Below are 11,800 nucleotides of genomic sequence, written 5' to 3'. Positions count from 1 at the left end.
CCTTCGGCTAATCCAACCTACAAAAAGCGGGACCGTGAAAACGTAGGATGGAATCGCCGAAGGCGCTTCCGTCATTTGCTGCACGTTCGTTAAACCCTCAATGAAACAACCGCGTACTCAGTTCCTTGCTTGCTTCCAGCAACACCGGCAGGAAGCGGGTTTCCAGTTCCTGGCGGGTTACGCGACTGATGTGGGTGCCAACGTTGAGTGCGGCCAGAACCTGGCCGGCGGAGTCTTTCAGGGGCACGGCCAGTGAGCGCAGACCGACTTCCAGTTCCTGATCGATGATCACCCAGCCCTGCTCGCGGATGTCGGCAATCGAGGCGCGGATCGCTTCCGGCGTGTGCAACGTACGGCTGGTCTTGATCTGCAGGTTGGCGTGTTCCAGATAATCCTCCAGCGCCGCATCATCCAGCGCGGCCAGCAGGATGCGGCCCATGGAGGTGCAATAGGCCGGCAGCCGACTACCGACGCTGAGGTCGACGGAAATCAGTCGCTGCGGCGTGGCCGAGCGCGCGACATAGAGCACCTCGTCGCCTTCCAGGGTCGCCATAGAGCAGGCTTCGTGGAGCTGGTTGCTGAGCTGGTCGAGGATCGGTTGCGCAGTCACCGCCAGCGGCGTCGAGGACAGGTAGGCATGGCCGAGGGTCAGCACCTTGGGCAGCAGCGAATAGGTCCGTCCGTCCGTGGTGGCGTAGCCGAGTTTGATCAGCGTATACAGGCAGCGCCGCACCGCCGCGCGGGGAATCTCGGTGCGGTGGCTGATCTGGGCAATGGTCAGATGGCGTTTGCGCTCCTGAAAGGCATGAATCACCGCCAGCCCGCGCGCCAGCGAACTCATGAAGTTCGGATCGCCCGTCAGGGCTTCAATGCGCTTTGCTGGAGATGCGACGATGGCTGGTGCCATCGGTACGGTATCCGGGCGGGTGTCGTCATTCATGTTAGGGCTGCCTTGCCAAAGGGATAATCGATTATCGAGCGACTATTCGATAATCGCAAAAGTTATCCCGAGGCTGGTCGTCCTCTTTAGTAACAGTTGTCGACGCTAGGCCTTGTCGATCACCGTCCATGCGCTGCGCCAGGCAATGCTGGCTGGCCCGCAGCCAGCGACTGCGGGAGCTCGGTCCCTTACAACAGCTGCCAGGTGTAGTTGAAGATCAGGCGGTTCTCGTTGATGTCGCTGCGGTAGTTGGAGCGCGCGACCACGTTGCGCACCCGCACGTTGAGGTTCTTCAGGATGCCGCTCTGGAAGGTGTAACCCACGTCCAGATCGCGCTCCCACTCCTTGCCCTCGAAGCCCCTGCCAGTGTCCACGTTGTTACCGCTGATGTAGCGCACCGTGGTCACCAGGCCGGGGACGCCCAGCGCGGCGAAGTCGTAGTCATGGCGAACCTGCCAGGAGCGCTCGTCGGCTCCGGCGAACTCATAGGTAGGGACTTCGTTGCCCAGCGGCGTGATGTTGTTGAAGACGCGCGGGAAGGCGTCATCGCCGAACATGGCCTGATAGCCGACCATGAAGGTATGCCCGCCGTACTTGGCCGAAAGCTGGGAGAACGCCGCCTGATTGTCGATATTGCCCAGCAGTTGATCGCCGTCTTCCTTGGAGTCGTAGAAGCCGGTATTGGCGCCCAGTACCCAGTCGCCCACCGGCTCGCTGTGCTTGAGGCTGTAGAAACGCTGGTTGTAGATGTCCTCCAATTGCGCGTACCAGACGCCAACCGAGGTGCGCTTGTCGTTGAAAGCGTAATCGGCACCAGCGTAGTTGAAGCGGTCGGTCGCCGCATCGCCGCCCTGCTGTGGCGTATGGCCGAGCTTGGCGCGCATCTTGCCGTCACCCGCCGCGTTCAGCAGGCTGCCGGAACGGAACTGGCCTCCTTGCAGGGTCAGGCCGTCGATCTCGCGGGAAACGATACTGGCGCCCTGGTAGGTCGGCAGCAGCAGGCGGATATCACTGAAGGTGAGCACCGGCAGGTTCGGCGTTTGCTCGCCAATCTTCAGTTCGGTCTGCGACAGCCGCACCTTGAGCGCTGCGCCGAGGCGGCTGTAGTTGTCCACGGCCTTGCCATCGGTGTCGGTCGGCAGCAATCCGGTGTTGGCCCGCCCCCCGCTGCTGTCGAGCTTGATGCCCAGTTGCCCGAGCAGATCGACCCCGAAACCGACCGTGCCCTGGGTGTAGCCGGAGTTCACCTTGAGGATGAAACCCTGCGCCCATTCTTCGGACTTGGACTGTTGGTTGGGGCCGACGATGTCGGAGAAATCCCGGCTGAAGTAATAGTTGCGCGCCTGCAGGGTTGCCGTGTTGTCCTCGATGAAACCACCCTCGGCAGCGAAGGCAGACGGCAGCATGAAGGAGGCTCCGACAGCCAGGGCCAGCGGAGAGATTTTCAGCATTTTGGTCATGTCTTTTCTCGTTGTTGTTGTTTTCTGGGCACAGGTCGCCGCGTTCCGGGCACAGCACCGGAAACAGGCGGCAAGTTCGGTTGCTCTTTGCGTTGTTTTTTTGGGGTGTAGCTGTGCAGGTTTTCAGCGCGCCGGCTGTTCCCTTTCGGCAACGGCTGGCGGGTGGGCCGAAATGCTTGGATGGGGCTTCGTCAGCCCCAGCAGAAGATGGGCGGTAATGCCGAAGATCAGCCCCCAGAACGCGGCGGACAGTCCCAGCAACGACATGCCCGAAGCGGTTACCAGGAAGGTGATCAGGGCCGCTTCACGATCCTTCGGGACCGCCATTGCCGAACTCAGTGCGCCGCCAATCGCCGCCAGCAGCGCAAGGCCTGCAAGGGCGGCGATCAGGGCGGCGGGAAATGCGCTGAAGATCGATACCAGGGTTGCGCCGAAAACGCCCAGCAACAGATAGAACACACCGCCAGAAACGCCCGCGACGTAGCGTTTGCCGGGATCTTCGTGAGACTCCTTGCCGGTGCAGATGGCGGCAGTGATGGCCGCCAGGTTCAGCCCGTGGCAGCCGAACGGCGCCAGCAGCAGCGAACCCAGCGCACTGCTGCTGATCAGCGGGCTGGCCGGTGTCTGGTAGCCATCGTTGCGTAGCACCACCATGCCCGGCACGAACTGTCCGGTCAGCGACACCATGACCAGCGGCAAGGCAATGCTGAGCATCACCTGCCAGCTGAATTCGGGCGTAATCCAGACCGGAGTGGCCAGCCCGATCACCAGCGCCCCGCTGTTCAATTCGCCGCTGGCGAGCGTGATCAGCACGCCCACCACCAACACGGCGAGCACCGCATAACGTGGCATCACGCGCTTGAAGATCAGGTAAGTGGTGAACATCGCCAGCACCAGCCAGGGCTGATCCTTGACCGAGACGAACAGGCCGGTGCCGAAGGAAAACAGGATGCCTGCCAGCATGGCCGCGGAAATCGCAGCGGGCAGCTTGCCGATGATGCGATCGAAGGCACCGGACAGGCCGACCAGCAGGATGATCGCGTTGGCCACCAGATAGGCGCCGACGGCTTGATTCAGGGTAATACCGGGCAACAGGGTAACCAGCAGCGCCGAGCCGGGCGCGGACCAGGCAATGACGATGGGCACCTTGTAGCGCAGGCTTAGAAGAATGCCGAGCACGCCACTGCCGATGGAAATCGTCCAGATCCAGGACGACAACACGTCATGGTGCATGTTGGCTGCCTTGGCCGCCTGGAAAATGATCACCAGCGGTCCGGCATAGGAGATCACCGTCGCGATGAAACCGGCCACCACGGCGGAGACCGAGCAGTCCTTCAGTAGCGTTTTCATGGTGCCTCGCAAGTCAGGCATGGCTATCCGTGGCAGTGCCCGGATTGCTCTTGTTGTAGAGATGAAGCGATGGAACGGTGAAACCAAGCGGGTGACGCGGTGGATAAAAAGAGCGTTATCCACCCTACCAAGCCTGCTGCTTGCGTGGGGTGGATGGCGCTTTATTCATCCACCTCACGCAAAAGCCGGTGGCTGAGAAGAACGTCATCCACCCTACGCACCGGGCAAACAGCCGGCGCGTAGCGCCTTCCGGTCAGGCCTGCTGCAACGCGCGCGGACGCTGGCTGCGCTGTTCGGCTTGTGGCGCTGGTGCGCTCTGCAGCTGGAAGTCGAAGTCCACTTCGGCGAAGCGGCCTTCAATACCACGGGTTCGGGCGGCTTCGGCGTCTTCGTTGAAGCGGATGTCGCCGACCAGGCCATCGCGAGTGGCGTAGGCAAAGTCATCCCACAGGTACTTGTCGCCGGAGAGGTTGATCTGCGTGGTCAGGTGGCGATGGCCCGGCGCGGAGATGAAGAAGTGGATATGCGCCGGACGCTGGCCATGACGACCCAGCAGGTCGAGGCATTCCTGGGTCGGACCATCCGGCGAGCAGCCGTAACCGGACGGCACGATGCTGCGGGCGCGATAACGGCCTTCGGCGTCGGTGATGATGCGCCGGCGCAGGTTGTAGTCCGACTGGCTCTTGTCGAAGTAGGAATAGTTGCCCTGGGTGTTGGCGTGCCAGAGATCGACGGTAGCACCGGCGACCGGCTTGCAATCGGCATCGGTGACCTGACCCTGGAGGAACATCACGGTGGCGATGCCGTCTTCGCTGCCGTCGTCCATGCGCACTTCACCTTCGGCAATCGGTGCGCCGGCTACATACAGCGGGCCTTCGATGGTGCGTGGGGTACCGCCGATCAGGCCGGCCTGCTCGTCCTTGGCGTCCTGCAGCAGGTCGAGGTAGTGCTCCAGGCCCAGGCCCGCCACCAACAGGCCGGCCTCGTTGCGACCACCGAGACGATTGAGGTAATCCACCGCTTTCCAGAACTCATCCTGAGTGATTTCCAGGTCTTCGATGATCTTCGCGGTGTCCACCAGGATACGGTTGACCACGGTCTTCAGGCGGCGGCTACCTTCATCATTCCGGAAACCGCTGGCTTCCTTGAAGAAGTTCTGGACGTGATCGGAGTTGGAAATTTTCACAGTCATGGCTCAGGCCTCATTTTGTATTTGTCGTTACACGGTTGACGCGCCGGGACGTGCCCGGCCTTGAACGGTGATCAGCGATCGTCTTCACGGACCGAGGACGGATGACGGCACAGCGCATCGACCTCGATTTCCATGTAGGGGAACAGCGGCAGCTGCATCAGGGTGTCGTGCAGCTCTTGCACGCTGGCCACATCGAACACGCTGTAGTTGGCGTATTGGCCGGCGATGCGCCACAAATGGCGCCACTTGCCCTCGCGCATCAGGTTTTGCGCCAGTTCCTTTTCGTCGGCCTTGAGCTTGGCGGCCTTGGCCGGGGCCATGTCGAGTGGCAACTTCACGATCATCTTTACGTGGAACAGCATGTTTCCAGCCTCCGGTTATTTGCGGCTGAAGAACGCCAGGCGCTCTTCGTCCAGGGTCAGGCCGAGGCCCGGCGTGCGCGGGACTTCCAGCTGGAAGTCGCGGTACGCCGGCGCCTCGGTAACGATTTCTTCGGTGAGCAGCAGCGGGCCGAACAGCTCGGTGTGCCAGGTCAGCTTGTTCAGGGTGACAAAGGCATGGGCCGAAGCCAGGGTGCCAATGGCGCCTTCAAGCATGGTCCCGCCGTAGAGGGCGATGCCCGCCGCTTCGGCAATCTGTGCGGTACGCAGCACGGCACGCGGGCCGCCGTTCTTGGCAATCTTCAGGGCGAAGATGCTGGCGGCGCCGTCAGCGGCGAGGCTGAAGGCGTCTTCCACGCTCTCGATGGACTCATCGGCCATGATCGGCGCCAGGCTGCTCTGGTTCAGGCGAATCTGGCCGCCGCGATTGATCCGCGAGATGGGCTGTTCGATCAGGTCGATACCGTTCTCGCCCAGCACCCGGCAGCCGCGGATGGCCTGGGATTCGTCCCAGCCCTGGTTGACGTCGACGCGCACGCTGGCGCGATCACCCAGCGCCCGCTTGATCGCCACTACATGCTTGAGATCCTGCTCCAGCGGGTTGGCGCCGATCTTCAGTTTGAAGATGCGGTGGCGGCGGATATCGAGCATCTGCTCGGCTTCGGCGATATCCCTGGCGGTGTCGCCGCTGGCCAGGGTCCAGGCCACTTCCAGGCTGTCGCGGACGCGGCCGCCGAGCAGTTCGCTGACCGGGAGGCCGAGGCGCTTACCCTGGGCGTCGAGCAGCGCGCTCTCCAGGCCGGACTTGGCGAAGGTGTTGCCCTTGGCGATCCGCTCCAGACGCAGCGTGGCGGCATTGATGTTGCTCGCATCCTGACCAACCAGCATCGGCGCCAGATGGCTGTCGATGTTGCTCTTGATGCTCTCCGGGCTTTCGTTGCCGTAGGCCAGGCCGCCAATGGTGGTGGATTCGCCGATACCTTCCACGCCATCGCTGCAACGCACGCGGATGATCACCAGCGTCTGCTGCTGCATGGTGTGCATCGCCAGCTTGTGCGGGCGGATGGTGGGCAGGTCGACGATGACCGTCTGGATGCTTTCGATCAGGGTATGGCTCATATCGGCTCCCGGAGTTTCTATTTCAGTGTTCAGGCTTTCGCCGCCGACAGGCCAGTTGGCGTGACGCCGCTGTTGCGCTGACCGGAGACGGCGTAGACAGCCATGGCCAACGCGGCGACCACACCAGGAATGGCGAAGGCGATGAAGTTCAGTTGCAGCGGCAGGTTGATACCCAGCAGCGCGCCACCGAGCAGCGGGCCGACGATGGCGCCATTGCGGCCGATGCCCGAGGCCCAGCCCAGACCCGTGGAGCGGATCGACAGGCCATAGAACTGCGCAGCACAGGCGTAGAGCAGAATCTGCGTGCCGATCACGGTGGCGCCGGCAAGGGTGATCAGGCTGTAGAGCACCGGCGTCGGTGTCTTGAAACCCAGCAGGCTGATGGAGACCACTGACACGGCGAAGAACACCACCACCACCTTGGCCAGGTTGAAGCGATCCCCCAGCCAACCGCCGAGAATTGCGCCGAACATGCCGCCCAGATTCAACGCCACCAGGAACGACAGGCTCGACCCCAGGCTGTAACCGGCGTTGGCCATCAGCTTCGGCAGCCAGGAACCCAACGCGTAGACCATCAGCAGGCAGCAGAAGAACGCCACCCAGATCGACAGCGTGCCGAGCAGACGGCCGTCGCGAAACAGCTCGATCACCGAGGCGCTCTTGCCTTTTACCTCGGTGATCACCAGCTCGTCGCTGGCGCTGAGCGCAAGGCTCGGATCGATTTGATTGAGCAGTTTGCGTGCCTGTTCGTTACGGCCCTGGCGCACCAGAAAGCCCACTGATTCGGGCAGCTTCCAGAGAATTACCGGTAACAGCAGCAGCGGCACCGCAGCGGCGAAGAACATCGCTTCCCAGCCAAAGCTCGGCAGCATGTAGATGCCCAGCCCGGCGGAGAGCATGCCGCCCAGCGAATAGCCGCTGAACATGATGGCAACCAGGGTGCTGCGCAGCTTCTTCGGCGCGTATTCGTTCATCAGCGCCACCACGTTGGGCATCAGCCCGCCGCAGCCGAGGCCGGCGAGGAAGCGGAAGATGCCGAATTCGGTCGGCGTGCTGGCAAAGCCGTTGAGCACCGTCGCAGCGCTGAACAACACGAAGCAGATGGCGATGCCCTTCTTGCGCCCGATACGGTCGGCCAGGGTGCCGAAGATCAGCGCGCCGAACATCATCCCGAACAACGCGTAGCTGCCCAACGCGCCTGCTTGCAGCGGCGTCAGCCCCCACTCCGTCATGATCACCGGCAGCACCACACCGTAGATGAACAGGTCGTAGCCGTCGAAGATCAGCAGCAGTGCGCACAGGCACATAACCAGCCAGTGGAACTGGCTGAAACGGGCGTTATCGATAACTTCATGAACGTCAACTGTACGCATGGCAAGACTCTCTATTGTTTTTGTAAGTCATGGTTCATCGCGCCAGCCGCTGAGATCGGGCTGTACGCACTGCGATACTTCGTACGTGCTGCAAAAAGCGGGTAGCGGCGCTCGGCTATCAGCCGAGATCGCCACCGCCCACCGGCAGGGTCACGCCGGTGATGTAGCTGGCATCGTCGGAGGCCAGAAACAGAATCGCCCCGGCCTGCTCGTCGATGGTTCCGTAGCGCTTCATCTGTGTGGAATCGATGGTCTGATCGACGATCTGCTGATACCAGATCTTTTCCTGCTCGCTCTGCTCGGCGTTGTTGCGCGGAATGCGCCGAGGCGGTGCTTCGGTGCCGCCCGGTGCGGTGGCGTTGACGCGAATGCCACGCTGGGCGTTCTCGAAGGCCAGGCACGCGGTCAGCGCGTTCACGCCGCCCTTGGCCGCGCCGTAGGGCACGCGGTTTACGCTGCGGGTAGCGATTGAAGACACGTTGACGATGGCGCCCGCGCCCTGCTCCAGCATATGCGGCAGCGCGGCATGGCAGCACCACAGCGTGGGGAACAGCGAGCGGCGCACTTCAGCTTCAATCTCGTGTTCCAGGTAATGCTCGAAGGGCTTGGCCCAGATGGTGCCGCCTACGTTGTTGACGAGGATGTCGAGACGACCGAAGCGCTCCTTGGCCGCGTCCATGACGCGGTGGCAATCGGCGAACTGCTCCAGATCAGCGGTCAGGGTCAGCACTTCGACGCCCTTTGCGCCCAGCTCGTCGGCCAGTTCGTGAACCAGCTCGGAACGGTCCACCAGCACCAGCCGGCCACCCTCTGCGCCCATGCGCTCGGCTACACGGCGCCCGATGCCCTGGGCAGCGCCGGTGATCACAGCCACTTTGTTTTCAAAACGCTTGTTCATCTAACTACCCTCGATACCCTTGTTCGCGAGCTCTTGCGCTGCAGAGTCCGGGCCGCTGTTTCTATGCCGACCTCTTTCGCGAACAAGTTCGCTCCTACGGAAGCCGTTCATCCGCTCACGCACTGGCGGCAAATTTCTCGTAGTAGAAGTTCGCCGGTTGCAGGCCCTGTTCACGGATGAACTGGCTGACGGCCTCGACCATCGGCGGCGGACCGCAGAGGTAGATGTCCACTTCGCCATCATTCAGGTGCTTCGGCTCGATGTGCTGAGTGACGTAGCCCTTGTGCGGCCAGACGCTGTCGGGGCTCGCCACGCAGGCGCTGTAGGTGAAATTGGGGATGCGCGCGGCGAAGGCTTCGAGCTTGTCGATTTCCACCAGATCGTGATCCATGGTTACGCCGTAAATCAGGTGCAACGGATGCTCGCTGCCCAGCTCGGCGATTTTTTCCAGCATGGCAGTAAACGGCGCGAGGCCCGTGCCACCGGCCAGCAGCAGCAATGGACGCTTGATGTCGCGCAGGTAGAAGCTGCCCAGCGGGCCTGCCAGGGTCAGGCTGTCGCCGGATTTCGCCAGGCCAGTGAGGAAGCTGCTCATCAGTCCGCCCGGCACGTTGCGGATCAGGAAGCTGACTTCGCCATCGCGCGGCATGGAGCTGAAGGAGTAGGCGCGGGTCTGGTCGCTGCCCGGCACCTTGAGGTTGACGTACTGCCCCGGCAGGAACGCCAGTTGGGTCAGCGAATCGCCCTTGATCGACAGCGAGATGGTGCTCTCGGAGAGCTGGCGTACATCGCTGATCGCCGCCTCGAAACTGATCTGCTCGGTCTTGCACACTTGCGATGAAGCCGGCACGCGAATCACGCAATCGCTCTCGGCGCGCATCTGGCAGGTCAGCACGTAGCCCTGCTCGGCCTCGTCTTCGCTCAGTGCGTCTTCGATGTATTCCTCACCGAGGTCGTAGCGCCCGGCTTCGGCAAAGCACTTGCAGGCACCGCAGGCGCCGTCGCGGCAGTCCAGCGGCACGTTGATGCCCTGACGATAAGCGGCGTCGGCCACGGTTTCACCGATATGGGCATCGATGAAACGCGTGACGCCGTCTTCGAAGTTCAAAGCAATCTTGTGAGTCATGGCGGCGCCCTCAGAGGTGATACACGTCGATCATCTGGCGGATGTAGTCGTTCTTCAGCACGACCTTCTTGGCCTTGATCAGCGGGTTCTCGCCGCGTACATCCAGGGTGTAGAAGTTGGTGCCGTAGAAGTGGTCGACGGTCTTGTAGCGGAAGCTCATGGTGTGCCAGTTGTAGCGCAGCTTGCAGACGCCATCAGCCTGCTCGAGCAGCTCGAGGTTGCTGATGTTGTGCGAGGTGCGGGTGTCCGGAATGGAGGCACTGGAGCGCTCGGTCTTGATGCGGAACACCCGGTCTTCCAGGCCGCGACGGTTGCCGTACCAGATCAGCGATATTTCGCGCTGGGGGTCTTCGGTCAGCTGGTCGCGGTCATCCCAGGCCGGCATCCAGAAACTGGCATCGGGCGCGTAGAGCTCCAGCCAGGCATCCCACTCTTTGTCGTCGAGGTAGCGCGCTTCGCGGTAGAGGAAGTCGCGCGCGGCTTCGTAGGTAATGGCCATTTACGCGCCCTCCACGTGAATCAGCTTCGCCTGTTCGGTCTCGACGGCCTTGATCATCTGTTCCTGCCAGTAGCGGTGCTGCATGACGAACAGCCCCTCGTCCTCGGAGCGGACGCCACTGAGCAGCGGGTGCAGGTCGATTTCCTTGGCGCCCTCATCGGGGCCGTCGATCCAGTGCTTGGCACCACGAGACATGTCGTTCCACTCCATGGCGCGGCCCTGGAAGCCGGCCTGGCAGGCGCGGAACTCTTCCAGGTCGTCCGGCGTGGCCATGCCGCTGACGTTGAAGAAGTCTTCGTACTGGCGGATGCGGGTGGCGCGCGCTTCGTCGCTTTCGCCCTTCGGCGCGATGCAGTAGATGGTGACTTCGGTCTCGTCCACCGAGATCGGCCGGGCGATGCGCAGCTGCGAGCCGAACTGGTCCATCAGGTACAGGTTCGGGTACAGGCAGAGGTTGCGCGAGTTGCCGATCATCCAGTCAGCGCGAGCCTCACCCACTTCAGCGACCAGCTCATCGCGGCGGCTATAGAGGGGGCGGTCTTCGGGGTTGTCCCAGCGCGTCCAGAGCAGCAGGTGGCCGTTCTCGAAGGAATAGAAACCACCGCCCTTCTTGCCCCAACCGCCGGCACTCATGGTGCGGATCTCTTCACCGGCCTCGCGCAGCTTGCGCTGTTGCTGGGTAGCAGCGTAGTTCCAGTGCACGGCGGTGACGTGGTAACCATCAGCGCCGTTCTCCGCCGTCAGCTTCCAGTTGCCGCCAAACACATAGCTGGAGGAACCGCGCAGCACTTCAATGCCGTCGGGAGACTGGTCGGCGACCATGTCGATGATCTTCTTCGACTCGCCGAGGAAGTCTTCCAGCGGCGCGACATCCTCACGCAGGCTGCCAAACAGGAAGCCACGGTAGGACTCGAAGCGGGCGATCTTCTTCAGATCATGGGAGCCGTCGCAGTTGAAGCTGTCCGGGTAGCCAGCTTCCTTGGGGTCTTTGACCTTGAGCAGCTTGCCGGAGTTATTGAATGTCCAGCCGTGGAACGGACAGGTGTAGGTGGCCTTGTTGCCGCTCTTGAAGCGGCACAGCATCGCGCCGCGATGGCTGCAGGCGTTGATGAAGGCGTTGAGCTCGCCTTCCTTGTTGCGGGCGATGAAGATCGGCTGACGACCCATGTGGGTGGTGTAATAGTCGTTCTTCTCGGGAATCTGGCTGTCGTGCGCGAGGTAGATCCAGTTGCCCTCGAAGATGTGCTTCATCTCCAGTTCGAACAGGCGCTCGTCGGTGAACATCTCGCGCTTGCAGCGGAAGATGCCTTTTTCTTTGTCGTCTTCAACAAGCGAATCAAGGTATTCGATTCCCAGGGACATGGCCGGGACCTCCATTGTTATTGTTTCTACGTGATGAAGGTTATGGCGCATGAACGGGCATCAATATCCGTTTCCTGCAGCACCTATATCCGTTTTCTGCA

At 62.0% G+C, this 11,800-nt stretch carries 11 protein-coding genes; all 11 read right to left on the bottom strand.

Translation table 11 applies throughout. From position 1 onward, the window contains the following. Window positions 1-97: 97 nt before the first annotated feature. Window positions 98-940: an IclR family transcriptional regulator domain-containing protein gene (locus NAV32_RS13055; protein WP_256053236.1), complete on the bottom strand. Its 843-nt coding sequence runs from the start codon at window positions 938-940 to the stop codon at window positions 98-100. Window positions 941-1,128: 188 nt separating this feature from the next. Beyond that, window positions 1,129-2,391: an OprD family porin gene (locus tag NAV32_RS13050; protein WP_423836431.1), complete on the bottom strand. Its 1,263-nt coding sequence runs from the start codon at window positions 2,389-2,391 to the stop codon at window positions 1,129-1,131. Window positions 2,392-2,523: 132 nt separating this feature from the next. Then, window positions 2,524-3,750 (bottom strand): benzoate/H(+) symporter BenE family transporter, encoded by a 1,227-nt coding sequence (locus NAV32_RS13045; RefSeq protein ID WP_256053234.1) that lies wholly within the window; start codon window positions 3,748-3,750, stop codon window positions 2,524-2,526. Between the two features lie 253 nt (window positions 3,751-4,003). Beyond that, window positions 4,004-4,942, bottom strand: coding sequence for a catechol 1,2-dioxygenase (gene catA / locus NAV32_RS13040; RefSeq protein WP_256053233.1), 939 nt, complete (start codon window positions 4,940-4,942; stop codon window positions 4,004-4,006). 71 nt (window positions 4,943-5,013) lie between these two features. Beyond that, window positions 5,014-5,304 (bottom strand): muconolactone Delta-isomerase, encoded by a 291-nt coding sequence (gene catC, locus NAV32_RS13035; protein WP_256053232.1) that lies wholly within the window; start codon window positions 5,302-5,304, stop codon window positions 5,014-5,016. A gap of 15 nt (window positions 5,305-5,319) precedes the next feature. Next, on the bottom strand, window positions 5,320-6,441 hold the full coding sequence (locus NAV32_RS13030) for a muconate cycloisomerase family protein (protein ID WP_256053231.1): 1,122 nt from the start codon (window positions 6,439-6,441) through the stop codon (window positions 5,320-5,322). A 29-nt stretch (window positions 6,442-6,470) separates the two neighbouring features. Continuing rightward, a complete protein-coding gene (locus NAV32_RS13025) occupies window positions 6,471-7,814 on the bottom strand; it encodes an MFS transporter (RefSeq protein ID WP_256053230.1) in 1,344 nt (447 codons plus the stop codon). 118 nt (window positions 7,815-7,932) lie between these two features. Next, the gene (locus NAV32_RS13020; RefSeq protein WP_256053229.1) at window positions 7,933-8,712 is read right to left on the bottom strand and encodes a 1,6-dihydroxycyclohexa-2,4-diene-1-carboxylate dehydrogenase; all 780 of its coding nucleotides are present in this window, start codon (window positions 8,710-8,712) and stop codon (window positions 7,933-7,935) included. A gap of 115 nt (window positions 8,713-8,827) precedes the next feature. Next, a complete protein-coding gene (benC, locus tag NAV32_RS13015; protein WP_256053228.1) occupies window positions 8,828-9,838 on the bottom strand; it encodes a benzoate 1,2-dioxygenase electron transfer component BenC in 1,011 nt (336 codons plus the stop codon). Between the two features lie 10 nt (window positions 9,839-9,848). After that, window positions 9,849-10,337 (bottom strand): benzoate 1,2-dioxygenase small subunit, encoded by a 489-nt coding sequence (gene benB, locus NAV32_RS13010; RefSeq protein WP_256053227.1) that lies wholly within the window; start codon window positions 10,335-10,337, stop codon window positions 9,849-9,851. Then, window positions 10,338-11,699, bottom strand: a complete 1,362-nt coding sequence (gene benA / locus NAV32_RS13005) for a benzoate 1,2-dioxygenase large subunit (RefSeq protein WP_256053226.1) — start codon at window positions 11,697-11,699, stop codon at window positions 10,338-10,340. Between the last annotated feature and the right edge of the window lie 101 nt (window positions 11,700-11,800).

Origin of the sequence: Stutzerimonas stutzeri, from assembly GCF_024448695.1 — a bacterium.
Lineage (GTDB): Bacteria > Pseudomonadota > Gammaproteobacteria > Pseudomonadales > Pseudomonadaceae > Stutzerimonas > Stutzerimonas stutzeri_T.
The sequence above is the reverse complement of the archived record's forward strand: the minus strand, read 5'-3'. Positions and strand labels throughout refer to the sequence as shown.